Source organism: Alexandriicola marinus (assembly GCF_004000435.1).
GTDB lineage: Bacteria > Pseudomonadota > Alphaproteobacteria > Rhodobacterales > Rhodobacteraceae > Alexandriicola > Alexandriicola marinus.
Genome location: NZ_RBVZ01000001.1, coordinates 297,227 through 321,886, shown reverse-complemented (window position 1 = coordinate 321,886; position 24,660 = coordinate 297,227). Strand labels below are relative to the sequence as shown.

General features: G+C 64.9%; 22 protein-coding genes and 1 tRNA gene. 9 read left to right on the top strand and 14 right to left on the bottom strand.

What is annotated here, in order from left to right:
• Positions 1-105: 105 nt before the first annotated feature.
• The 4 genes from EP376_RS01605 to EP376_RS01590 form a co-directional block, all read right to left on the bottom strand.
• A complete protein-coding gene (locus EP376_RS01605) occupies positions 106-1,059 on the bottom strand; it encodes an ABC transporter ATP-binding protein (RefSeq protein WP_127653787.1) in 954 nt (317 codons plus the stop codon).
• Positions 1,056-2,942, bottom strand: a complete 1,887-nt coding sequence (locus EP376_RS01600; protein ID WP_127653786.1) for a dipeptide/oligopeptide/nickel ABC transporter permease/ATP-binding protein — start codon at positions 2,940-2,942, stop codon at positions 1,056-1,058. Before EP376_RS01600 ends, EP376_RS01605 begins: the two co-directional genes overlap by 4 nt.
• On the bottom strand, positions 2,939-3,886 hold the full coding sequence (locus EP376_RS01595; protein ID WP_127653785.1) for an ABC transporter permease: 948 nt from the start codon (positions 3,884-3,886) through the stop codon (positions 2,939-2,941). Before EP376_RS01595 ends, EP376_RS01600 begins: the two co-directional genes overlap by 4 nt.
• A gap of 117 nt (positions 3,887-4,003) precedes the next feature.
• Positions 4,004-5,578, bottom strand: coding sequence for an ABC transporter substrate-binding protein (locus EP376_RS01590; protein ID WP_127653784.1), 1,575 nt, complete (start codon positions 5,576-5,578; stop codon positions 4,004-4,006).
• Between the two features lie 97 nt (positions 5,579-5,675).
• On the opposite strand from EP376_RS01590, the gene EP376_RS01585 reads away from it, so the two are divergent.
• Positions 5,676-6,335, top strand: a complete 660-nt coding sequence (locus tag EP376_RS01585) for a DUF1028 domain-containing protein (RefSeq protein ID WP_127653783.1) — start codon at positions 5,676-5,678, stop codon at positions 6,333-6,335.
• 13 nt (positions 6,336-6,348) lie between these two features.
• On the opposite strand, the gene EP376_RS01580 is transcribed toward EP376_RS01585, so the two are convergent.
• On the bottom strand, positions 6,349-7,110 hold the full coding sequence (locus EP376_RS01580; RefSeq protein WP_127653782.1) for a FadR/GntR family transcriptional regulator: 762 nt from the start codon (positions 7,108-7,110) through the stop codon (positions 6,349-6,351).
• A gap of 91 nt (positions 7,111-7,201) precedes the next feature.
• On the opposite strand from EP376_RS01580, the gene EP376_RS01575 reads away from it, so the two are divergent.
• The 3 genes from EP376_RS01575 (at position 7,202) to EP376_RS01565 (ending at position 10,425) form a co-directional block, all read left to right on the top strand.
• Positions 7,202-8,410: a M20 family metallo-hydrolase gene (locus EP376_RS01575; RefSeq protein WP_127653781.1), complete on the top strand. Its 1,209-nt coding sequence runs from the start codon at positions 7,202-7,204 to the stop codon at positions 8,408-8,410.
• A gap of 198 nt (positions 8,411-8,608) precedes the next feature.
• Positions 8,609-9,463, top strand: a complete 855-nt coding sequence (locus EP376_RS01570) for a phytanoyl-CoA dioxygenase family protein (RefSeq protein WP_127653780.1) — start codon at positions 8,609-8,611, stop codon at positions 9,461-9,463.
• Positions 9,460-10,425 carry a glycosyltransferase family 2 protein gene (locus EP376_RS01565; RefSeq protein WP_164744837.1) on the top strand — a complete coding sequence of 322 codons (966 nt, stop codon included), beginning with the start codon at positions 9,460-9,462 and terminating at the stop codon, positions 10,423-10,425. Before EP376_RS01570 ends, EP376_RS01565 begins: the two co-directional genes overlap by 4 nt.
• Before the next feature lie 134 nt (positions 10,426-10,559).
• Here the strand turns inward: EP376_RS01565 and EP376_RS01560 are convergent.
• Positions 10,560-10,635: transfer RNA gene (locus tag EP376_RS01560), tRNA-Thr, on the bottom strand.
• 43 nt (positions 10,636-10,678) lie between these two features.
• Entirely contained in the window at positions 10,679-12,334 is a 1,656-nt protein-coding gene (locus EP376_RS01555; protein WP_127653778.1) for an ABC transporter permease, read from the bottom strand.
• A 114-nt stretch (positions 12,335-12,448) separates the two neighbouring features.
• On the opposite strand from EP376_RS01555, the gene EP376_RS01550 reads away from it, so the two are divergent.
• Positions 12,449-13,324, top strand: a complete 876-nt coding sequence (locus EP376_RS01550; protein ID WP_127653777.1) for a hypothetical protein — start codon at positions 12,449-12,451, stop codon at positions 13,322-13,324.
• A 19-nt stretch (positions 13,325-13,343) separates the two neighbouring features.
• Here the strand turns inward: EP376_RS01550 and EP376_RS01545 are convergent, their stop codons facing one another.
• Positions 13,344-13,601 carry a DUF2312 domain-containing protein gene (locus EP376_RS01545; RefSeq protein ID WP_127653776.1) on the bottom strand — a complete coding sequence of 86 codons (258 nt, stop codon included), beginning with the start codon at positions 13,599-13,601 and terminating at the stop codon, positions 13,344-13,346.
• Positions 13,602-13,729: 128 nt separating this feature from the next.
• Between EP376_RS01545 and EP376_RS01540 the strand changes: the two genes are divergently transcribed.
• Positions 13,730-13,945: a hypothetical protein gene (locus EP376_RS01540; protein WP_127653775.1), complete on the top strand. Its 216-nt coding sequence runs from the start codon at positions 13,730-13,732 to the stop codon at positions 13,943-13,945.
• 15 nt (positions 13,946-13,960) lie between these two features.
• Here the strand turns inward: EP376_RS01540 and EP376_RS01535 are convergent, their stop codons facing one another.
• Complete coding sequence (locus EP376_RS01535) at positions 13,961-15,295, bottom strand: enoyl-CoA hydratase/isomerase family protein (protein WP_164744836.1); 1,335 nt, start codon at positions 15,293-15,295, stop codon at positions 13,961-13,963.
• 214 nt (positions 15,296-15,509) lie between these two features.
• On the opposite strand from EP376_RS01535, the gene EP376_RS01530 reads away from it, so the two are divergent.
• Entirely contained in the window at positions 15,510-15,935 is a 426-nt protein-coding gene (locus tag EP376_RS01530) for a protein tyrosine phosphatase family protein (protein WP_127653773.1), read from the top strand.
• A 173-nt stretch (positions 15,936-16,108) separates the two neighbouring features.
• Here EP376_RS01530 and EP376_RS01525 read toward each other — a convergent pair whose 3' ends face one another.
• The 5 genes from EP376_RS01525 to EP376_RS01505 form a co-directional block, all read right to left on the bottom strand.
• Positions 16,109-17,092, bottom strand: a complete 984-nt coding sequence (locus tag EP376_RS01525) for a FliM/FliN family flagellar motor switch protein (RefSeq protein ID WP_127653772.1) — start codon at positions 17,090-17,092, stop codon at positions 16,109-16,111.
• 90 nt (positions 17,093-17,182) lie between these two features.
• Positions 17,183-19,870: an ATP-binding protein gene (locus EP376_RS01520; protein ID WP_127653771.1), complete on the bottom strand. Its 2,688-nt coding sequence runs from the start codon at positions 19,868-19,870 to the stop codon at positions 17,183-17,185.
• The gene (locus EP376_RS01515) at positions 19,867-20,196 is read right to left on the bottom strand and encodes a hypothetical protein (protein ID WP_238928546.1); all 330 of its coding nucleotides are present in this window, start codon (positions 20,194-20,196) and stop codon (positions 19,867-19,869) included. The genes EP376_RS01520 and EP376_RS01515 overlap by 4 nt, the downstream gene beginning before the upstream one ends.
• 3 nt (positions 20,197-20,199) lie before the next feature.
• Positions 20,200-20,568, bottom strand: a complete 369-nt coding sequence (locus EP376_RS01510) for a response regulator transcription factor (protein ID WP_127653770.1) — start codon at positions 20,566-20,568, stop codon at positions 20,200-20,202.
• Between the two features lie 95 nt (positions 20,569-20,663).
• Positions 20,664-21,962, bottom strand: coding sequence for a helix-turn-helix domain-containing protein (locus tag EP376_RS01505; RefSeq protein ID WP_127653769.1), 1,299 nt, complete (start codon positions 21,960-21,962; stop codon positions 20,664-20,666).
• Between the two features lie 223 nt (positions 21,963-22,185).
• Between EP376_RS01505 and EP376_RS01500 the strand changes: the two genes are divergently transcribed.
• Positions 22,186-23,550, top strand: coding sequence for a substrate-binding protein (locus tag EP376_RS01500; protein ID WP_127653768.1), 1,365 nt, complete (start codon positions 22,186-22,188; stop codon positions 23,548-23,550).
• Positions 23,551-23,625: 75 nt separating this feature from the next.
• Positions 23,626-24,657, top strand: coding sequence for a branched-chain amino acid ABC transporter permease (locus tag EP376_RS01495; protein ID WP_127653767.1), 1,032 nt, complete (start codon positions 23,626-23,628; stop codon positions 24,655-24,657).
• The last annotated feature ends 3 nt before the right edge of the window (positions 24,658-24,660 follow it).

The window sequence follows — 24,660 nt, the reverse complement described above, 5'->3', positions numbered from 1 at the left end:
GGTATGCGGCGGTTGGGCGCATGACATACCGGTCGCACCCCTGCCTGTTAATCACGATTTTTCAGTAACTTATAATAGGTTACTCTGGCCTTTTCGCGGACCCTGTCACAAAGGGTTGTAACAGGCCACCTGAACCCCGTCCGATTGCCGCTCCAGCGGGGGCGCCGCTGTGGCGCAAACGGCGGTCGCATTGGGACAACGGGCGCGAAACGCGCAGCCCTCGGGCGGGTTCATCGGGTCGGGCAATTCGGTCTCGCGCCCCTCGGGCGCCGCAAGTGCGCGGCCCACGACCGGCGCGCTGTCGGCCAGAAGTTTGGTGTAGGGGTGGCGCGGCGCGGAAAAGACGCGATCGGCGGGGCCGACCTCGACCACCGCACCGAAATAGAGAACCGCGACCCGGTCGCTCACGGCTTCGACCACGGCAAGGTCATGGCTGATGAAAAGGTAGGTCAGGCCGAATTCGGCCTTGAGCCGGGCCAGAAGATTCAGCACCTGCGCCTGGATCGACACGTCAAGCGCGGAGACCGGCTCGTCAAGGACAAGGATGCGGGCATCGGCGGCCAACGCGCGCGCGATCCCGATCCGCTGAGCCTGCCCGCCGGAAAACTCGTGCGGATAGCGGTCGAGGAATTCCTCGCGCAGATTCACCGCCTCGAAGATCTCGGAGATCCGCGCCTTTCGGGCGGCAGCGTCCATCTTGTGCAGGTGGCGCAGCGGCGCTTCCATGATCTGGCGAATGGTCTTTCGGGGGTTGAGACTGCTGATCGTATCCTGAAACACGTATTGGATCTTGCGCCCGAAGATCGCCGGATCGGCATTGTCCAGCGGCGCGCCGTCGATCTCGATCGTGCCGGAGCTGGGCGGCAGGAGGCCCACCAGCATCCGGGCGAGCGTGGATTTCCCGCACCCGGATTCCCCGACGATGCCAAGCGTTTCGCCCTCGGTCACATCCAGAGTGACAGGCTGGACGGCCCGAACCCGGCCCTTGGGCGGACCGATCAGCCGTTTGCCGACTTCGAAGGTCTTGGTCAGTTCGGTCAGGCGCAGCGCGATGCTCATCCGGCGGCCTCCTCGGGGATCGGTTCGGGGTCTATGCAGCGCACACGCCGGACGTCGGAGCTGCGCGCAAGCGCGATCTCGCCCGTTCGGCAGGCCGGCTGCGCCTTGTCGCAGCGGGGCGCGAAGGCACAGCCATCGGGCAGGTCGTTGACGGCTGGCGGCAGACCAGGGATCGCGGCCAGTTCCCGCCTGCCCTCGCCCAGTTCGGGCACGCAGGCCATGAGCCGCGCGGCATAGGGATGGGCCGGCGCGTTCAGGATCGCATCCGTCGGCCCTTCTTCGACGATGCGGCCCGCATACATGACGGCGACCCGGTCGCACAGCTGCGCCACGACGCCGAAATCATGGGTGATGAAGACGATGGCGAGCCCACGTTCCCGGCGCAGATCATCAAGAAGCGACAGGATCTGCGCCTGCACGGTGACGTCAAGCGCGGTCGTGGGCTCATCCGCGATGATGACCTCCGGGTCATTGGCCAGTGCCATCGCGATGCCCACACGCTGGCGCATCCCGCCCGACAATTCGTGCGGATAGCTGTTCGCGCGGTCCTCGGCATTGGGGATGCGGACCGATTTCAGAAGATTGACCGCGCGGGCGCGGGCCTCGGCCTTGCTGACGTTGTGGTGGCAGGTGATCGCCTCGGCCAGCTGATCGCCCACCGAATAGAGCGGGTGCAGCGTGGCCAGCGGATCCTGGAAGATATAGGCGATCTCGTTGCCGCGCAGGCGGCGCAGGTCCTCGTATCGGGCGCCGATCAGGTCGCGCCCCTTGTAATGCACGGCGCCGCCCGTGATCACACCCGGCGGCGAGGCGACAAGGCCCATGATCGACAGGGCCGTCACCGACTTGCCCGAGCCGCTTTCCCCGATCAGGCCGAGGCATTCGCCGGGGCGCACTTGCAAATCGACACCGCCCACTGCGCGGTAGATGCGCGACTTGACATGAAACTGCGTCTCAAGCCCGCGCAGCGCCAGAAGCGCGTCGTCGGAGGCCTCGGGCACCGGCCCTTTGCGGCGCACCAGCGTTGCGGCCATGGGCCGGGTCAGCGCGCCCGAACGCAGCCGCGGATCAAGCGCTTCGCGCACCCCGTCGCCCAGGAGGTTCACCGCCATGACGATGATCAGGATCATGACGCCCGGCACGACAGAGGTGTGCGGGTTGGTGATCAGGGCCGAGCGCGCCTCGCCCAGCATGGAGCCCAGATCGGCCTTGGGCGGCTGGCTGCCGAGGCCGAGGAACGACAGGCCCGCGGTCTCGAGGATCATCCAGCCCACGGTGGTCGACATGGCGATCACGATGACGGGGATCACGTTGGGCAGGATCTCGGTCAGGATGATGCGCAGATCGCCCATCCCCGACAGGCGCGCGGCATCGACGAATTCCTTGTTGGCGATGCCAACGGTCACGCCGCGGATATTGCGCGCGAAGAAGGGGATGTTGACGGCGGCCACGGCAATCAGCGCGTTCATCAGCCCCGGCCCGAGCGCCGCCACGATCGCCAGCGCCAGAAGGATGTAGGGAAAGGCCATCAGCATATCGACGCCGCGCATGATGACATTGTCCGTGCGCCCGCCGTAAAAGCCCGCGACAATGCCGATCGCGGCCCCCAGCGTGGCCGCGATCACGGCCGCCGCTATTCCGACGGCAAGGCTCAGCCGCGTGCCCCACAACAGCCTGCTCAGAAGGTCGCGGCCCAGGTGATCGGTCCCGAGGAGCGCGCCTTCGGTAAACGGCCGCTGGAACCGCTGGGACGTGTCCGTCACATCCGGATCCGCCAGCGGCAGGATCGGTGTAATCAGCGCGAGGATCATCACACAGCCCATGACGATCAGGCCGACAAGCGCCAGCCGGTTGCGGGCGAGGAGTGCGAAAAAGGCCCTCATGAGCGGATCCGCGGATCAAGCAGGGTTTGGGCCACGTCCACCGCGATGTTGAACATCACGTAGCAGGCCGCGACGAAGACGACCCCGCCCTGCACCAGCAGGATATCGCGTTTGAGGATCGCATCGACAAGCATCCGGCCGACGCCGGGCCATTGGAACACGATTTCGATATAGACGGCGCCCGACAGCACGAAGCCCGCCTGAATGCCCAGAACCGGGATGATCGAGACCATCGCCGCGCGCAGCGCATGGCGCCAGATGACCGACCGCTCGTGCACGCCTTTCGCGCGCGCGGTGCGGATGAAATCCTGCCGCAGCACCTCGAGCATCGCGGAACGCGCCAGCCGGGCGATCACGCCCGTGGCCACCACGGCAAGCGCCAGCGCAGGCAATGTCAGATGGCTGATCAGGGCGGCCAGATCCCGGTCTCCATAGATCGGCCACATGCCAGAGACCGGGAACATCCGCAGGTTCACCGCGAAGATCAGGATCATCATCATGCCGAGAAAGAACGACGGGATCGAGATGCCCAGAAGAACAACGAAGGTGATCGCCTTGTCGGCCAGACCGTATTGCCGCGAGGCCGAGACCACGCCCGCCGCCACCCCGACAAGCGAGCACAGGATGAATGACGTGCCCGCCAGAACCAGCGTCGCATTGAAGCGTTCGAGAACTTCGTCGATTACAGGCCGGTTCAGGGCGAACGAGCGCCCGAAGTCCCCGGTCAGCATGTTGCCGAGCCAGATGAAATACCGCTGCACCATCCCCTTATCGAGACCGAGGTCGCGGTTCAGCCGTTCGACATTCTCGGGCGTGGCGTAGGAGCCCAGGATCGCCGTCGCCGGGTCGCCCGGGATCAGCGCCATGATCACGAAGACGATGATCGAGATGCCCAGCAGGACCGGGATCGCGGAAATCAGCCTCTTGAGGATATAGCCGGCCATGATGCGCCGTTGCCCCGCTTGCGTTGTGTGAATTCGTGTTTCCGAAGGAAACGGGGCGGATGTTCGTGAACACCCGCCCTCAGGATCGGCCCGGAGGTCACCGGGCCGAACGGGAGATCAGTTCTTTACCACGTCATCCAGAAGCAGGAAGAACGACGGCTCGAGCGAGAAATTCTCGACATTGGCCGAGGTCACGGCGTTCTGCTTCCAGTTCGCGACAAAGACCCAAGGGGCATCTTCCTGAACGATGACCTGCATCTGCTTGTACAGCTCCGCCCGTTCGTCCTGCGTGGTGGCGACGCGTGCCTGCTCAAGCAGAGCGTCGACCTCGGGGTTGGAATAGTAGCCCGAGTTGAACCCGCCCTGATCGGGCCAGGCGGCGGTGCGCAGCGCAAGGAAGGGCAGCGTGTCGGGATCGTTCGTCATCCACGCCATTTCGGCCATGTCGGCCTTGCCCTCGAGGCCCGGGTTCACCTCACCAAGGAAGGTGTTCCACTCGTAGGTCTCGATCGTGACGTCAAAGCCCACGGCGGCCAGATCGGCCTGGATCGCGGTGCCCATGGCCACTGGATCGAGCATGCCCGATCCGCCCTCGGTGACAAAGAATGTCAGTTCCGCACCCTCGGCCCCGGCTTCGGCGATCAGCTCGCGTGCGCGCTCTGGATCATAGGGATAGGGCTCGAGGTCGGGATTGTAGGCCCAGGCAAAGGCGGGCGGCGTGGGGCCGGCGGCCACTTCGGCCGTGCCTTCCAGAACGTCGTTGACGATGGCTTCCTTGTTGATCGCGTAATTCGCGGCCTGACGGACGCGGACATCGGCGAAGGGGCCTTCCTTGGCGTTCAGAATCAGGAACCAGACATGGGGGCCGGCCTGTTCATGCACCGTATAGCTGTCGCCCTGGAATTCGCTGAGCGCGACGGGCGGCACCTCGACCATCAGATCGATGCCGCCGGCCAGCATCTCGGCGGTGCGGGTGTTGGCGTCGGTGATCGGACGAAAGACGACGGCATCCAGCGCCGGAGCGCCGTCCCAATAGTCGGGGTTCCCTTCGACAACGACCGCCTCGTTCGAGCGCCATTCCCCGAAGGTGAACGCACCTGTCCCCGACGGATTGCGTCCGAAATCGGCGCCATGTTCCATCACCGCGGCGGGCGACACGATCAGGCCTGTCGGATAGGCAAGGTTCGACAGGAAGGGGGCGTAGGGTTCGTTCAGGGTGAACTTCACTGTCAACTCATCCAGCGCCTCGACCGTTTGCACGGACGAGAAGAAGAAGGCGAGCGGGAACGGGCCGGTCTCGTAATAGGGATGGTCCTCGTTGAGCATCCTCTCGAAGTTGAAGACCACCGCCTCGGCATCGAGCGAGGAGCCGTCATGGAACGTCACGCCCTCGCGCAGGTTGAAGGTGTATTCCGTGCCGTCTTCGCTGATTTCCCAGCTTTCGGCGAGCGACGGGGCCACCTCGAGCGTGCCGGGCGCATAGCGGACGAGCCCGTCATACATGTTCATCAGGATGCGGAAGTCGTTGACCGCCGTCACTGTATGCGGATCGAGCGATTTCGGCTCGGCGATCTGGCCCACGATCAGCACGCCGGGCGGCGTCTGGGCAAGGGCCGGCGCCGCGCCGAGGGCGAGGCCCGCGGCCGCCGTTGTGGCCAAAAGGGCCCGGCGGGTCATCTTCAGGACATTCATGGCTGTTCCTCTCTGTTGGATCATCAATTTATCATGATTAATTGCAGTCACGCAAATTCTCATGATAAATTCAAGAGCATTGTCACAGGAGCCCGCGATGACCTTCTCGATTCTCACATTTGACCGAAAAACAGGCGTCTTCGCGGGGGCCGCGGCCACCGGGTCGCTCTGTGTCGGGGGCTGGGTCCTGCGCGGAGATATCGAATCAGGGATGGTTGCGAGCCAGGGCACCGCGCCCAGCACGTTCTGGCGCGACGAGGGTCTCAGACGCCTGCATTCGGGTCAGAGCAGTGAGGCGGTCGTCAGATCGCTGACCGGGGCGGATGGCGGTCGCGATCACCGCCAGATGGCCGCGCTTGACCGGTCGGGGGGCACGGCGGCCTTCACCGGGGCGCGCAGCATTCCCTATGCGGACGCGATCCTCGAGGATAACCTCGTCGTGGCGGGAAACATGCTGGCGGGCCCCGAGGTTCTGTCCGCGATGCGGGATGCGGCGCAGGGCGAATACCCGACGGCAGCGGCGCGCCTCTTTTCGGTGTTCGCGGCAGCGCAGGCGGCCGGCGGGGATTCGCGGGGGCTGCAATCGGCGGCCATGCTGATCCTGTCCCCCGACTCACCGCCGCTGGACGTGCGAATCGACCATTCCGACGACCCGATCGCCGCCCTTCATTCGCTTTACGAAAAAACGCAGTCCCAACCCTATTATGGCTGGCTCGACGAGGTTCCGGTCCTGCGCGACAAGACCCGCGCGCCCTGACGCGCAACGGGGCTCAATCCTCGATGAATTGCCGCTTGAGATGGACTTCCTGCGCGACCATCATCTCTTCGGCGCCCTTCATGTGCGACGCCATGATCCGGGCGGCGGCCTCACCATCGCCTGCACGCAAGGCCGCCACGAGATCGATCTGGTGACGGCGGCCACGTTCCCAAAGCGTGCGGTTCGGCGGCTCGTAAAGCCGTCGATAGACCGTGAGGTCCGTGAGGATGCGCGCCATGAACCCGATGACGAAGCCCATGAGCCGGTTCTCCGCGAAATCCGACAGCCGGGCATGGAACGCAAGCGACGCGATGTGCTGTTCCTTTTCCTGCTCGGCAGTCTGGGCAGGTTCGGGATACCGCTCGGCCAGAGCCTCAAGCTCATCCAGCTGGGCGCCGGTCAGCGATCCCGCGAGAGAGCGGACCATCTCGGGTTCGAGCGCGCGGCGCATCTGGTAGATGTCGCTGATCGAAAGGTCCTGAAAATAGAAGTAATTCGCCAGAAGCGACCGGGCGCGTTCGGCCGAAACCTTGCCAACGAAACTGCCCCCGCCGGGGCCCGTGCGTGTCACGACCAGGCCCTGTGCCTCGAGGATACGCATGGCCTCGCGCACCGTGCCCTTCGACACGCCAAAAAGGGCGATCATCTCGGCCTCGTTGGGCAGCTTGGCGCCTTGGCGCAGGTCCCGCTCGACGACCCATTGCTTGATCTCGTCGGCGACCCTGACCGGGCGCGACCGCCGCGGCCGCGGCGTCGTTTCGACTACACCATCCATGCGCCACACCGTTGGTTCCACTGGAGATGTCATAGACTTTGGTCTGCGCAAAGTGTAGCACAAATTTATCATGATAAATGACGGAGGCAGGATGGATTGGGGTCTGGAAGCACAAGACAGGCTGAACGAGATCGCCGGGTGTAGCCTGACCGGACCCGGTGTGACCCGGTTTCCATTCACGCCCGAACATGCGGCTGCGCGCAAGATCATCGAGGGCTGGATGACGCGCGCGGGCCTCGAGATCCGGCTTGATGCGGCGGGCACACTGATCGGCCGGACGGGGCCCGCCGATGCGCCCGCCTTCCTGATCGGCTCGCATCAGGATTCGGTGCGCGGCGGCGGACAATACGACGGGATCATGGGCGTGGCACTGGCCTGCCTCGCGATCGAGGCGCTGAACACCCGCGGTACGCCCCTGCCCTGCGCGATCGAGGTTCTGGCCTTTGCCGACGAGGAAGGCGTGCGCTTTCCCACGGCACTTCTTGGCCCGCGTGCGCTGGCGGGCACGGTGGACCCTGAGGTCTTCACGCTCGAGGATCGGGACGGGATCAGCCTTGGTACAGCGCTCGATGCCTTTGGCGGGGCGCAGGGCGATGTCGTGGGTCTTGCGCGTGACCCGGGCTCGGTTCTGGGCTATCTCGAGATCCATATCGAACAGGGTCCGGCGCTGGAACAAGCCGATCAGCCGCTTGGCGTCGTCACCGGCATCTGCGGGATCGAACGCAACGCCGTGCGGTTTGCGGGACAGACCGGCCACGCGGGCACGGTGCCGATGGAGGGGCGCCGCGACGCCCTTGTCGCGGCGGCGGATTTCGTCACCGCGATTCACGATACGGCCCGCAACTGGCCCGGGCTTCGCGCCACGATCGGATCGATCTCGGTCTTTCCCGATGTCGTCAACGCCATCCCCTCAGAGGCGCGACTGACACTGGAAATCCGGCACGAGGATGATCGGCGCCGCGCCGATTTCCATGCCGAGGCGCGCGAAATCGGGGCCGCGATCGCGCAGGCGCGCAACACCGGCTTCGGGATCGAGCAGACCTATGCCCAACCGGCCGTGCCCTGCGACCCCGCACTTGTCGCGGCACTCGAACAGGCGGCGCCGGGCGCCCCCCGCCTGCCCTCGGGGGCCACGCATGATGCCTCTGCCATGGCCGACCTCTGCCCCGTGGTGATGCTCTTTGTCCGCTGCCGGGGCGGCATCAGCCACCGCCCCGAGGAATTCGCAAGCGCCGACGACATGGGCGCCGCCGTCGACGCTGCGGCCCGGTTCCTTGCCGCCCTGCCCAACCGCGACTGATCCGACCGATCGGCCCGGGAAGAGCAATGCCACGGGCTCGCAGCCCGGCCGGGACCCTCGGGGCGAAAACGCTTGATCTGTTGGGCACGACAGGCATTCTTGACGTTAGGTTTCCTGCCTTCGGGGGACTGGCGGATACCCTTGCAAACCGGGAGGGTAGACATTGTGATCGCGGTTATGAGCGAATAGGAAGTCCGCATGGAAACTGAGACCGACCACACCTACACAGTCGATGGAACACCGCTGACATTGCGCCTGAGCGGTGCCGAGGGGGCGGAATTCGGCCCAGACCGCGTTCTGGCCAGCCCCGATACCGACCCGACATGGGGCCAGCCCTGGTACCAGACCGGGTTCGCGGTCAGCCAGGTCTTCTCACCCGCCGAGTTCGCCGACCTGAAGACCGGAATTCGAAATACGCTGGTGCACATCCTCTCGGATCTGGGCGTCGATCTGGGTGACGCGCCGATCGAGCAGTATCATCGTTTTGTGGATGACGACCTGCATTACAAAGTCGTCGGTCGGACACGGGATCTGTTTCCTTCGGATTTCAATCTGGATATCGCCGCACTCCACGAGCGGCTTGGCGCCGAGCTGGGCTTTCCGGTGTCGGATATCTGGCCGCCAACCGGCGAACAGGTCCATATCATCATTCGGGTGAACCGCCCCGGGTCAGACGATTTCAATCCGGTCCACAAGGATATCTATGAAGACGTCGATCATGCGGACCGCGTGCCGCGGATGATCAACTTCTGGATCCCGATTTGCGGGGTCGGCCCCCAGAGCGCGCTGCCCCTTGCCGCGGGATCACATCTGCTCAGCGAGGCCGAGATACTCAGAACCCGCGCGGGCAGCATTATGCAGGGCAAGCATTACCGGGTGAACAGCATCCTGACCTGGGGCGGGCAGACCGCGCTGGAACGGGTGCGCATCACGGACGGCGAGGTTCTGATGTTCAGCTCCCACCTGATCCACGGGCTGGGATATAATACGCAACCCGACACCACCCGCATCGCGCTGGAATTTCGGCTGTTCGAAACAGAGCCTCCCTGTTGAACCACTCTCAAGGCAACCTGATCACCCGAAGCCTGTCGGCCCTGTTGCGTCGTCTGGGACGCAAGCCCCAACCGACGATCGCCGCACTTGTCGGGGTAAAGAACGAATTCAGCCTGATCGGCCCCTGCATCGGGAATCTTCGTGCCATCGGGGTGACCGAGATCGTGGTTCATGACGTGGCGTCTACCGACGGGACGCGCGAATGGGTGGCCGCCCAGCCGGATGTGCAACTGATCGAGACGCGCGACGACGATTCCAACGAGGTCATGGAACAGCGCGCCATGAACGCGGTTCTGGCGATGCGCTCGGACTGGCTCATCGGAATGGACGCCGATGAATTTCCCCTCCCGAAAGCGGGTGATCTGCGCGCCTGTCTGGCCGCGACCAAGGCAGACGTGCTCAAGATCCCACGCTACAACGTCGTGCTGTCCGATCAGGGTCTTCGCATGCCCCTTCCCCCTCATCCGGGGGCCTATGCACAGACGGACCTCTACATCCAGGTCGACAGGAACTTTCGCAAGAAGCTCCAGTCGAACCCGACACTGACGTGGCTGCAATTCGCGCCGGATTCCAAGATCATTTTCCGTCTGGACCGGCTGCGCAATGGCGACATCGCGGGCTTCACGGATGGGCTACACAACGTCGTTGCCGCCGAAGGGGCAACGGTTGTCACCGAAACCGCCACCGACATCGTCACAGCACATGTCGGGCTGTCGGACTACGACCGGTTTGCCAGGAAAGTGGCCCATATCCAGTCGCTGATCGCGGGCGGCATCGCCTCGAACTTCGGCTGGACCTGGAGACGCTGGGCCGCGCAGGCCGACGAGGGCACGCTTCGCGATGAATACGACCGCTCGGTGGTCGGCGAACCCGAGATCGCGGCCCTTCGTGCCTCGGGCGTGATCGCAAGCGCAGCGGACCTGCTGGAGCAGAAGCCGGACGCACCTGGCTCTGAGACCTGACTCGTCCGAAGCGGCCTTGCACCTGATGATCACCATCGCCCGCTCCAACGGTGGAGAGCAGCCCAATTTCCGTGCTACGCCTCCAGCGTTCACGAATGAAAGCTGAAGGGTAATAGTGGGTTGCCTGTTGGGAATGGTGCCCCCACACGGACTCGAACCGCGGACCTACTGATTACAAATCAGTTGCTCTACCAGCTGAGCTATAGGGGCACTGGGCAGATCATCTACTTTGGCCGTGCGATCTGTGCAAGCCTCACCTGTTCGATCGGGCGAGGAAACCGACTGCGACAAGTCCGACGAGCGTGATTGTCAGGGCCGCGGGGGCGGCGTCGGCGATGTTCTCGAGGCTTGCCTTGGCGTGAACCCGGGTGGCCAGTGTGTCATAGCCGAAGGGCCGCAGGAGGAGCGTGGCGGGCAATTCCTTCACGCAATCCACGAAGACCAACAGGAGGGCCGACCCCAGCGACGCCCGGATCAACGGCAGGTGAATGGCGCGCAAGGTGCCGCCCGCGGTGCGGCCGAGCGAGCGGGCGGCAAGTGGCAGGCTTTGCGGGACGCGGCCCAGGGCGGCATCCGCCGCGCCCTGAGCAATCGCGAAGAAGCGCACGACATAGGACAGGCCCACCGCGAAGGCCGTGCCGGTCAGGATCAGGCCCGGATCGGTTCCGGTTACGACCAGGATCGCATCGGCCAGACGGTTGTCGATGGTGGCCAGCGGGATCAGGATGCCGATCGCCAGAACCGCGCCCGGCGCCGCATAGCCGATCGCCGTCACGGGCAGCAGCAGGGCCGGAAGCCGCCGCCCGGAGAGGCGCACGCCATAGACCATGAACAAACCGCCCAGAACCGTCACGACGGCCGCGATTCCGCCGACGCTGAGCGTGTGCAGAAGCGCGCGGCGCAAGCCCGGCGCCAGCCAGTTCGACGACTCGAACGCATGGCTGAGCAGGACGGCCACGGGCACGACAAAGCCCGCCACGAACGGCAGCACGCAGGCGGCAAAGGCGATCCAGCCCCGGACGCCCGACAGCGATTGCATCATGATCGGCCGGCGTGACCGGGCGCTGGAATAGAACCGGCTGCGACGACGGCTTATCTTCTCAAGCGTGACCAGAACGACGATCAGGATCAGCAAGACGCTGGCGATCTGCGCCGCGCCGCCCAGGTTGCCCGCCTGAAGCCAGACCGAAAAGATGCCCGTCGTCAGGGTCTGGACGGCAAAGTAATCGACCGTGCCGAAGTCATTGACCGTCTCCATCATGACGACGGCCACGCCTGCGGCGATGGCCGGGCGCGCCAACGGCAGGCCCACGCGCAGGAACCGGCCGACCGGGCCGACCCCCAGCGCGCGGGCGACCTCGTATCCCGCACCGGATTGTTCGCGAAACGCCGCGCGCGCGAGGAGATAGACATAAGGGTAAAGCGCCGCCGACAGCACGACGATCGCCGCGCCGCGCGTGCGGATCTGGGGGAACCAGTAATCGCGGGATGTCTCCCACCCGAACAGATTGCGCAGGCCGGTCTGGACCGGCCCCGCATATTCGAGGAAATCAACCAGCGCATAGGCGCCCACATAGGCGGGCACCGCCAGGGGCAGCAAAAGCGCCCATTGCAGCCAGGACCGCCCGGGAAAATGATACATCGTCACGAGCCATGCGGTGACAGTCCCGATCATCGCCGTCACCAGCCCGACCGCACCCATCAGCACGAGCGTGTTGCCCATGTAGCGCGGGAGCGTGGTGCTCAGCAAATGGGGCCAGATGTTCTCTGTTGGATGGAAGGCGAACCAGACCACCGCGACTACCGGAGCCAGCACGACAAGAGCGATCACCAGCGCCCCGACAGACCAGGGATCTGGCCGGATACGTCGCTGGATGTTGCGCGAAAGCTGAGTCAAAGCGTCGGACATGGCTCGCCTTAGCCGAAACCCGATTTACTGTCCATCAAACCGGCTGTAGTGTCATGTGCCAAATGCAGAGGCCGAAAACCGGCCCGCAGGGGCAGAGAGCGTCAGGTTACCGCGATGCAGATCGTCTATCATATCGGGGCCAATTGCACGGATGGCGACAAGCTCGTCCGCTCCCTTGTGCGCAACAGCGACACGATGAAGCCAAGGGGCATCCACATCCCCTCCCCGTCGAAATACCGGCGCCTGTTGCGCGAGACGATCCAGAACCTTGCCGGTGCCTCGCCCTCCGAAGGAACGCGCGACATCCTGATCGATGCGATTTGCGACGGCGACGGTGTCCAGCGCCTTGTGATGAGCAATTCCGCCTTCATCTGCCCGCCCGTGCGGGTCTTCGAAGAGGGCATGTTCTATGGCCAGCTCGAGATGAAGATCCGGGCGCTGACGCTGCTGTTTCCCGAAGACGAGATCCACATCGGGATGGCACTGCGCAATCCCGCGACCTTCATTCCCGCGCTTTGGGAACAGTCGAAACGCAAGACCTTTGAACAATTCATGGGGGGGATCGACCCCATGCACCTGCGTTGGTCAGATGTGCTGGGGCGCATCCTTGCGACGGCGCCGCAGGCCCGCCTGACGGTCTGGTGCAACGAGGATACACCCCTGATCTGGGGCGATATCATGCGCCGGCTGATCGGCATCGACCGGGAGACGCCGTTGTCGGGCGAATATGATCTGCTCTCGACCATCATGAACCCCGCCGGGATGAAGCGGTTCGAGGCCTATCTGCGCACCCACCCTCCGCAAAGCGATGTCCAGCTGCGTCGGGTGATCGCGGCCTTCCTCGACAAATACGCCATCGTCGACGAGATCGAAGAGGAAGTGGACCTCCCCGGCTGGGACGCGCAACTGGTCGATGACCTGACCCGCGGCTACGAGGCCGAAATCGCTGTGATCGAGACGATGCCGGGGATCGATTTCATCGCCCCCTGATCGCGCGTCACGCGCCGACTTACATACCCAGCGCAGCCTTGTACATCTCGAGAACCGCCTCTTCCTCGGCGATGTCGTCGGCGTCGCGCTTGCGCAGCGCGATGACCTTGCGCATCACCTTGGTGTCATAGCCCCGGCCCTTCGCCTCGGCCATGACTTCCTTCTGAGCGTCGGCGATGTCCTTCTTCTCGGCTTCCAGCCGTTCGAACCGCTCGATGAACTGGCGCAATTCCTGCGCGGCGACTGTGCTGGACGTTGTCGTGACGTCATCGTTCATCGGGCACTCCTTCGGGGGCATCTGAGGTTTGTGCATCTGCTAGCGACTGGGCCGCCGCTTCGCAAGGTGTTGCGACAGGTCCGGGCATCGGCTAGGCGGAGGCTGTCAATCAACGAGGGCGGATGGGCATGGAAACTCTGGTCTGGATCGGAACGGTCGTGACGGTGCTGGGTCTGGCCGGCGTGGTCTGGAGCCTTGTCTCGGTCGCGCGGGCGCGCGGCGCCGGGCTGGATGACGCGGCCTTGCGCGAGAGGATGAAACGCATCCTGCCTGTCAACCTAGGTGCGTTCTTCCTGTCGTTTCTGGGCCTGATGATGGTCGTGATCGGCGTGATCCTGGGTTAAGGCAAGACCGGCGGATCAGGTCGGAAAACCGTCCGCGGTTTTCGTTGCCTCAACCAGCGGCGTCGACGGCATCCACAAGGAATCGTCGTTCTGCCAGTCGCGCAGGCGCCGCAACTGTCCGGCAAGGCCCGCGATCTGCGCCGAGATCATCGGCCCGCCAAGGCGGCGGGGCCAGCCCATGCCATGGACGGCCAGCGCATCGATATCACCGGCGCGACGGACCTTGCCCTCTTCGATCAGTCGCGCGCCTTCGGCCAGAAGGGCACCAGCGATCCGCGACCAGACCTCGGGCTTGACGGGCGCGCCCGGACTGCCCCCTGCGCCCAGCGGACCGCGGGCAAAGCCCCTTGTGACAAAGGCCGCGTCGATGTCTTCCCCCCGAACCCCATCGGCCATGAGCCAGTCGATCGCCCGCCTTTGCGCCGCACCAAGCCGCCCGATCACGATCTGACCATCGGGGCGAGGATGCCGTCGCCCGGCGTCATCGGCCACCAGAAGCATAGGCGATATTCGCCGCTCGGCCAGAAACAGAGCGCGCATCGCCCGGCTTTCGGAATGCGCGTGGCATTCGGCATGGGCCTCGGCCTCGAAGTCGAGCCCGGCGTCGAACGGCAGCAAGAGTGCTGCCTCAACGCAATCCGTGATCCGGCGGGCCGCGAGCAATGGCGCGGGCCCGAGCGCGTCGCGGGCGCGCGCGATCACGGCCATCGCGGCCGCCCCGTCGATCAGCCGGTCGCGTCTGTCCCGGATCGGCACGGGCCGGAGGCCTTCGTCGATGATACGCCGAGCGGTGGCGAACCCGGCCGAATGCGGGTCGCCCTCGATGATCCCGTCGATCAGGCCAAAGTCCAGCGCGGTCTGCCCGGCAACCGGACGCCCCGTCAGCAAGAGCCTCAGCGCAATATCGGCCCCTGCCAGACGCGGCAGACGCTGGGTGGCGCCCCCGTCCGGCGGCAGGCCGATCGCGATGTCGGGGAAACCCAACCGCGCGCTTCGCGTCGCGACCCGCATGTGACAGGCCAGCGCAAGGTCCGCCCCGCCGCCCAGCGCGCCGCCGTTCAGAACCGCGACCGACGGAATGGGGAGCCCTTCGATCCGGCCACACAGGGCACGGAGGCTATGCGCGTCGCCCCCGCCCTTACCCTGACCACCGGGCAGGCCTTCGGAAAAGACCGGGCCTTCCGCCATGAGAACGATGGCCTCGATCCGGTCACGCCGTTCGATCTCGTCGAGCCGGTCCGACAGCGCGCGCCGCAGGGGCGCCGTCAGGGCGTTGCCGGGCGGGTTGGCCAGATAGAGCAGCGCGATGTTCTCTGTTACCCGAAACCGGACCAGCGGCCGGTCGTCCATGGGCCCCTCCCTCGCCGGATCATCCAGAACGTTCACCCCTGCCCCCCTGTTGTCACGCCGCGTAATGTCGAAGACGCGCCCTGATTTGAAGGCGTGGCCCCGCGCCTTGCAAGTCCGGATCGGCGCCCATGTTGACATCTGTGCGGCGACAGGGCCTTTTTTGCCTCGCCCCGTGCCAACTGGCCGACCGGCTGCCCGCAACAGGAGCGATGCGATGGATATCCGCAAGATCACCGACAGCTATGCCGTCTCCCCCCAGATTGCACCCGAGGATTTGCCCGACATCGTGGCCGCCGGGTTTCGCACGGTGATCTGCAACCGCCCCGATGACGAGGTGCCCATGGAATTGCAGGCCGAGACGCTGCGGATCGCGACAGAGGCCGCAGGGCTGACCTTCATCGACAACCCTGTCACGCACGCAGGGCTAAACCCTGCGATGGTTGAGCTTCAGAAACAGGCACTCGACGACAGCGACGGGCCCGTCCTTGCCTATTGCGCCTCGGGAAACCGGTCCTCGATCGTGTGGTCGCTGGGCCAGGCCGGAACGCTTCCGGTCGATGAGATCATCGAGGCCACGTCCCGGGCGGGATACGATCTGTCGAGACTGCGCCCGATGCTCGAGGCGGCGGACCGATCCTGAGTTCGCGATGAGGGGATGCGACGGGCCAGTGCAATCGCATCGCCATTGTGTCGCCCCCGCGGTGCAACGCCGCCGATTGCGACGACCGGCCCCTGCCCCCCGGAGGCGTGTTACTGCCGAGATTGGATGTGCTGGACACCATCGGCGGTGACCAGCCCTCGCGATCCGGAGGCTTACGCGCGGGCATTCGGTGCCACCGGTTCCTCAGGGTCGCTAACGGTCGGATCCAGCGGCGCGACCGCGGGTCGGGAGGCCTCGGCGATCTCGGCCTCGGCCATGTCGCCCCCCCGCGCAGGCTCGATCCGAACGGCCCGCAACCCCGACACCTGACCAAGCCGCGCTTTGGCCAGTAGCCGCTGCCGCGGCCCTTCCAGCCGGACCGAGGCCAGCGTTATCCCGGTCAATGGCAGGACCTGACCCACCTGAAAGGCCTCGACATCCGAAAGCGACATCTCTGCCCGGTGAAGCACTGCATGAAGGCGCGCGGGCGCATCCATCACGTTTGCACGCAGCTCCCGCCCGAAGGTATCTGCGTGTGGCGCGGGCTCGGGTTCGGGGCCGGATGAGCGGCGCACCACCGGAAGGCACAGAGCGATCGTGCCTTCCCGCTCGCCCACCCCGAAATCCAGCGTCAGGCGCACAACCCTGTAGCGCCCCTCCGACAGGGCAAGTCCGACCGCCCGCGCACCCGACATGCGTGGCCCGCTGGAGGCGCCGTTTGTCCAGCCTTCAAGTGGCGTATCATCCGCCAGACACCTGATTTCCCTTAGAAAGGCATCTACAAGCGGCCGGCACAATTCGACGTCCCCGGCCGTGAAGGGACGGGCGTCATCCTTTGTCTCGCGCAACCGGCCCACGGTCTGGATCTCGACGAGCGCCGAGCGCGTCTCGCCGTCTAGGGCCGCATAACCGATTGTCTCGTCAAACCGGGTCACCGCAAGAAAGAGGCTTTCTTCGCCGGCGCGCGACACCGCCTCCTCGAGATTGGCGGTTTCATCCGCGACGCCAAGCACGGTCAGGGACAGACCCACAGAGGTATCCGCCGCCCGCGCCATCGAGGTGCGCAAGACGCGACCCGGCGTCATGCGACCGGGTTTTTCCGTCTTCTCGGCGCCATCAGCCTTGAGCAGGCGGCGCAGAACCTGATTTTCCGTCATGTCGGGGACCTGCCGGGATGATTTGCGCGCCGGAGAGCGCCCTGACAGGACTTTAGGGCCCAACCGGTTACCGAGTGACTAATCCGGCTTCTATTGGGCGGCCATCGCCTGGGCCTGGGGCAGCCAGACCCGAAAGGCGGCCCCGCCCTGCGCCGGCAGATAGGCGATCCGGCCACCCAGCCGCTCCATGACTTCGCGACAGATCGCAAGCCCGAGCCCCGCACCGCCCGCCCGGGCCTGATCGCCCAGCCGGGAGAATTTCTCGAAGATCACATCCTGGCTTTCGGAGGGGATACCGGAGCCATTGTCGATGAAATCGATCACATAGGCTCCGCGCAGGCGGCGCAGCTGGATTTTCAGTTCGGGCCGTTCGGCATCGCAATATTTCAGGGCATTGGCTATCAGGTTGATAAAGACCTGAACAAGCCGGTCAAGATCGGTATCCAGCTCAAGCGTCTCGCTGGCCCTGTCGCGGCGGATCAGGAGCCTGTCACCTTCGCCGCAAGCGGCCGACACGGCTCGATCAAGAAGATCGCGCAGCTGTCCCTGCTCGCGATTGATGACGCCCTGGCCGTTCTCCAGGACCGTCAGGTCCAGCAGATTGTCGAGAAGCCGCGTCAGCCGTTCCGCCTCGGAATGGATGATCTGGGCATAGCGCTCCTGCGCGTCGGGATCGAGATCACCGTCCCGCAGGATTTCGGAGAAGGACCGGATCGACGTCATCGGCGTGCGCAATTCGTGGCTGATCTGGCTGAGGAAGGCATCTTTCTGGATCGACAGCGCGGTCAGCTTCTCGTTGGCATCGCTCAGCGCACGGGCCGTGCGTTCCAGCTCGTCGGACTTGGCCTCGAGCTTGCTGGAATATTCGAGGATCTGGGCGGCCTCGTCTGCCACGGCCATCAGGTCCTGAACCGAAACGCTTGACCCTTCGGTGACCTGGCTGACCATGGCATGTGCCGTGGCGGCACCAACCGATCCTGACAGCTGACGTTCCAGCGATTGCACGAATTCCGGCGTCACATCGGGCAGAAAGCCGGTCTTGCCCTGAAGCACGGCGGCCCGTTCAAAGGCCTCCTGCGCCTCGTTCGCACCCAGTATCCGCTGCGACATGATCAGCAGATCCTCGGCCTGACCGGCGGCAGGTTTCCACGTCGGTGTGCCGGGCGAATGTTCGAACACATTGACGAACTGCGCGCCCTGCAACCTTTCGATCGGCGTGGGGAACGACACCAGCGATCCGACAACGAAGGCAAAGGTATTGAGGAACAGCGACCAGAAGGTCGCATGCAGGATCGGGTCGAGCCCCATCGTCCCGAACAGGGCCTCTGGCCGCAGGAAAGCAATGCCGAAGGGCCCTTCGGTCATCACCTGCGTCGACATGACCGCCCCTTCCCCGAAACTGGGCAGGAACAATGTCCAGAGCCAGATCACGAAGCCAAGGACAAGGCCCAGTGCCGCGCCGGTCCGGGTGGCGCCACGCCAGAAGATGCCACCGATCATCGCAGGCAGGATTTGCGCGAGCCCGACAAAGGCGATCAGCCCGATCGAGGCCAGCGCCCCGCTGCCGCCCGAGAGGTAGTAATAGATATAGCCCAGCGCCAGCACACCCGCGATCGAGAACCGCCGGGCGACAAGCACGATCGCGCGGACATCGCCCGACATCATCGCGCCGCCGGCGGGCCGGCTGCTCAGCCAAAGGGGCAGGACGATATGGTTGGACACCATCGTGGCCAGCGCGATTGTCGCCACGATCACCATGGAGGTGGCCGAGGAAAACCCGCCGAGAAACGCCAGCGTCGCCAGACCTTCCTGTCCCTGAGACAAGGGGACGGTCAGCACGAAGAGATCGGGGTTGGCGCCTTCGGGCATCAACTCAAGGCCCACGACCGCGATCGGCACCACGAAGAGGCTCATCAACAGGACATACAGCGGGAAGGCCCAGCTTGCCGTCAGAAGATGCCGCTCGCTGCTGTTTTCCACCACGAGAACATGGAACATCCGGGGCAGGCACAGGAATGCCGCCGCGGCGAGGAAGGTCAGGCCCATCCAGCGCCCGGCCGATTGGTCCCAGACCCCGATCTCGGAGGCTGCGATCCGGTCCATCACCTCCGTGGGGCCTCCGCCCAGCCCCCAGACCACAAAGATGCCCACCGCCAGCAGCGCCGCCAGCTTGACCACGGCTTCCAGCGCGATGGCGGTCACGACGCCGTTGTGCCGTTCGCTCGAATCAAGGTTCCGGGTCCCGAACAGCACGGTGAACAGCGTAAGCCCCACCGCGGCCCACAGCGCCACCGAGTTGAAATCAGAGCGTTCCCAGTCGGCCCCGGCCGCCCCGGCAAAGACGCCGAAGCTCAGGGCCAGCGACTGGAGCTGAAGCGCGATGTAGGGCGTGATGCCCACCACGCAGAGCAGGGTCACGATAACGCCCAGCGAGGTGGATTTCCCGAACCGTGACGAGATCAGGTCGGCGATCGACGTGATCCGCTGGGTGCGCCCGATCCGGACCAGCTTGCGCAGGATCCACCACCAGCCCAGCATGACGAGGCTGGGCCCCAGGTAGATCGTCAGATACTCCAGCCCCGATCGCGCCGCGTATCCGACCGCCCCGTAGAACGTCCAGGCCGTGCAATAGATCGACAGCGACAGCGTATAGATCAGCGGAGAGCGCAGCCATCTTGACGGGGCACGAAGGGCCCGCCGCTCGGCCAGCGCCGCCACAAGAAACAAAAGCGCCACATAGCCCAGCGAAATCCCGGCCAGAAGGTTGAAGTTGATCATGGCTGCCGGCCCCCGCCACGATCTTCGGCATCCGTATCGAACCGCAGTCTGCGCGACAGGAACCAGGCCAGGACGATCAGGCTGCTCCAGACCGCGAAGATATAGATCAGCATCGCCGCGTTGCCCGGTGCGCTGCCCTCCTCGGGGCCGGATCGGAACAGCGGCAGCAGCCACAGGACGGCCCCGAAGACCGGCAGCATCCGGAGCGCATCCCGCAGGCGTCGCTGACGATAGCCCGATTGTTCAAGGAAAACCGGGTTCGGCGCGTCGACATCGACGGTCGCCCGTCGGGACTGAGAGGTGGTCCGCGGGTCCGGGCCGCTCATCGGTCAGGTTCCGGCGAGCGAACGGACATGTTCAAGGATCTCGGCGTTGGAGAACGGCTTGGTCATGAAGAGATTGACGCCCAGCTGCTCGGCCAGTTCGCGATCCTTCGTCTGGCCCCGCGCCGTCAGCATCATGACCGGCAGCAGCCGTGTCTCGGGATCGGCACGCAGATCGCGCAGGATGTCATAACCGGATCGGCCCGGCAGCATCACATCGAGGATCACCAGATCGGGCGGCATTCTTCGCACCCGTTCCGCGGCGGTCTCCCCGTCGGAATGTGTATGAACCGTCCAACCATCGCGCGTCAGGATGAAACTGATCGCCTCGATGATATTCGGTTCGTCCTCGATAAGAAGAACGCGTCCCGGCATATGGCTTTTCCGGCTCCGGAGCAAATCGGAGCCGCCTCCCTGCGGAATTTATCGCGGGAAAAGAGAGCCATGTCAAAAGCCTGATTTATCCGGTCCTAGCTTCCTGTCATCGGCACCAGCGCCGGTTCGCGCCGCGCGGCGCAACGCGGCCGCGGACAGATCCGGCAGGTGCGCCCGACGGGCTGCGCCGTCGCGGCCGGCGCGTCGGCAAGAACCAGCATCGTCGCCTCCATGACGGGGGGCGCATCAAAGGACGCGGCAGCGCGCGGTTCGGCCACGGCATAGGCCGACAAACGGGGCGCCGAGCCGCCCGGAAGCGAAATCACCGCCCGCAGCGGACGCGCGGGCTGTGACAGCGCACCATAGAGCGGCAGGAGCGGACAGCCGGGCGCGGTTTGCGGCAATTCGAACCCCGGCAGGGGTTTCTGGTAGATCAGCGCTCCGGCCCCGTCGCAGATGGCGATCCCGATCGCAGGCAGGCCCGTCGTCGCGGCTTCGGGCAGGGCCGCCAGCCGCCGCATGATGCGGGCAAGCGGCGCGCCGGTGTCCTCGGCCAATGCGCCGGGATGGCAGTGATGGCGGGCGGCGGCCTCCGCAAAATGGTCCAGCGGCAGGGCCCGGGCATCGTCACGATATCTTTCGAGCCAGGGGCGCGCGACGGCGGTCACGGCCTCGCTCGGCCAATCGGTCCGGTCCATGTAGGCCCGGACATCGGCGTCGGGCAGTTCAAGCTCGGGGATATGATGGCCCCGCTCGTCGAGCCATGCGATGAATTCCTCGGCCGGACCAAGGCCCGCCGCCCCCCCGCCCTCGGGGGCCTCCAGATAGACGGCCAGCGCCTGACTGCTTTCGGCCAGACGCAGGCTGTCGTCGAAGATGTTCTTGTAGAACCGGGTTTCCCAGTCGCGGTCGAGCCCATCACTGCCCACGAGAATGGACGAGGTCGAGCGGATCGAGGTCACGACCGAAAGCACTTCGTGCAGCGCGGTTTCCAACTGCGGATCATGGGCGATCCGGTCGCTGAGCGCCGCGATCCTGTCCTCGAGCGTGTCGATCCGGGCCGCCTGCGCCGTGACAAGGGCCGCCCAGCCCGGAAAGCGCGAGGCAAAATCGACGGCGGGTTCGGCCGTGTCGATCTCTGCCCGCGCGGACCGGGCCGCCGTCTCGAGGTCGGCAACCAGCGTCTCGGCCGCGCCTTCGGCCAGCATCGACGGGTCCACGTCCAGCAGACGCGCGATATCGTTGAGAACCTTGCCGCCGATTCTGCGGCGGTTGTGTTCGATCAGGTTGAGGTAGGAGGCCGAGATTCCGGCCTCGCGCGCCAGATCGGCCTGTCGCATCCCGCGCGCCAGGCGCCTGTCACGGATCCGGGTCCCGGTCAGCTGTTTCGGCAAGGTCGGAAATCCTTGTTGTTTATCATGCACTTTCCGCAGCTGCGAAAAAACTAATTTACAGATTAACCAAGAAATCTGTTCATGTCTTTACAGAATATGTGTGCGTTCTGAGCGACTTGTTGTGAAATTTTCGGATCCGCGCCCAAATGACCCTGCGCTCTTGCGAGTGCGCTTGCCTGGTCGGAGGAGGCCAGTCAAGCGGATGACAACAGGGAGGATATGTATGTCCAAATCCAAGTTTACTCGTCGCGGCCTGCTGAAGACCGGTGCCCTCGGCGGTGCCGGCCTTGCCATGCCGACGATCTTCACCGGCGCGGTCTGGGCTGACGCCCATTCCGGGTTCACAAATGCACCGCAGGGCGACACCGTCACGCTCGGCTTCAACGTTCCGCAGACCGGCCCCTATGCCGACGAAGGCGCGGACGAGCTGCGCGCCTATGAACTGGCGGTCGAGCACCTCAACGGCGGCGGCGACGGCGGGATGATCCCGACGTTCTCGTCCCAGACGCTGGACGGCACCGGTATCCTCGGCAAGCGCGTCGAGTATGTCACCGGCGACACCCAGACGAAATCCGACGCCGCCCGCGCCTCTGCCCGGTCGATGATCGAAAAGGACGGCGCGGTGATGATCACCGGCGGATCCTCCTCGGGCGTGGCCGTGGCCGTGCAGGCCCTCTGCCAGGAAGCCGGCATCATCTTCATGGCCGGTCTGACCCACTCCAACGACACGACCGGCAAGGACCGCAAGGCCAACGGTTTCCGTCACTTCTTCAACTCCTACATGTCCGGCGCGGCCCTCGCTCCGGTGCTGGCGAACGCCTATGGCACCGACCGCAAGGCCTATCACCTGACCGCCGACTACAACTGGGGTTACACCACCGAGGAAGCCATCACCGCCTCGACCGAGGCGATGGGCTGGGAGACGGTCAACGCCGTCAAGACCCCGCTGACCCAGACGGACTTCTCGTCCTACATCGCTCCGGTTCTGCAGTCCGGCGCCGACGTTCTGGTTCTGAACCACTATGGCGGCAACATGGTCAACTCCCTGACCAACGCCGTTCAGTTCGGCCTGCGTGACGCGCAAGCCAACGGCAAGAACTTCGAGATCGTGGTTCCGCTCTATTCGCGCCTGATGGCGCGCGGCGCAGGTGCCAACGTGAAAGGCATCTTCGGCTCGACGAACTGGCACTGGTCGCTGACCGATGCGGGCTCGCAGGCCTTCGTGCGGTCGTTCGGCACCAAGTATGGCTTCCCGCCGTCGCAGGCTGCACATACCTGCTACGTTCAGACGCTGCTTTATGCAGATGCCGTCAACCGTGCCGGCAGCTTCAACCCCTGTGCGGTGGCCGAAGCTCTCGAAGGGTTCGAGTTCGACGGACTTGGCAACGGCCCGACGCTTTATCGCGCCGAAGACCACCAGTGCTTCAAGGACGTGCTGGTCGTGAAAGGGAAAGAGAACCCGGAGAACGAGTTCGACCTTCTCGAGATCGTCGAGATCACGCCGGTCGATCAGGTCACCTATGCGCCCGACCACCCGCAGTTCGGTGGTGCGGAAGCGTCCCTCGGGACCTGCAACCCCGGCGCCTGATAGCATGCGCTCCGGCAGGACGGGGGCCCTCCCCGTCCTGCCAATCAACCCAACTCCAGCCATGAAGGTGGGGACATGGACGCCATCATCCTCCAGATTCTCAACGGCCTCGACAAAGGCTCGGCCTATGCGCTGATCGCGCTTGGCCTGACACTCATTTTCGGCACGCTCGGCGTTGTGAACTTCGCCCACGGCGCGCTGTTCATGATCGGCGCCTTCTGCGCCGTCACACTTCAGCGCCTGCTGAGCCTCAGCCACGAGGTGGTGGACGAAACCCGCACCGACTTTCTGGGCAACCCGCTCAAGGTCGAGGTGCCCTATCTTCAGGACTGGCTTGGCGCAGAGACCGCCGCCGCCGTGATCTCCTGGTCGGTGCCACTTGCGATCCTGTTTTCGATCCCGATCATGATCGTGGTCGGCGTCGCCATGGAGCGGGGTCTGATCAAGCACTTCTACAAGCGCCCCCATGCCGACCAGATCCTCGTGACCTTCGGCCTCGCGATCGTGCTTCAGGAAGTGATCAAGTATTACTTCGGCGCCAACCCGATCCCGACGCCCGCCCCCGAGGCCTTTACCGGCTCGTTCGATTTCGGCGCGCTGATCGGGATGGATCCCTACACGATCATCTATCCCTACTGGCGCCTGGTCTATTTCGCATTCGCCATGATCATCATCGCCGGTGTCTTTGCCTTCCTTCAGTTCACCACCTTCGGGATGGTCGTGCGCGCCGGCATGGCCGACCGCGAGACCGTGGGACTGTTGGGCATCAACATCGACAAGCGCTTTACCATCATGTTCGCCATCGCGGCCTGTGTCGCGGGTCTAGCGGGGGTAATGTATGCGCCGATCAACGCGCCCAATTACCACATGGGAATGGACTTCCTCGTCCTGAGCTTCGTCGTTGTCGTCGTGGGCGGCATGGGATCGCTTCCGGGTGCCGTGGCCGCAGGGTTCCTGCTGGGCATCCTCGAGAGCTTTGCCTCGATGGCCGCGGTGATCGACATCCTGCCCGGTATCAACCAGATCATCATCTACCTGGTGGCGATCATCATTCTGCTGACCCGTCCTCGGGGCCTCATGGGCCGCAAGGGCGTGATGGAGGAATAAGCC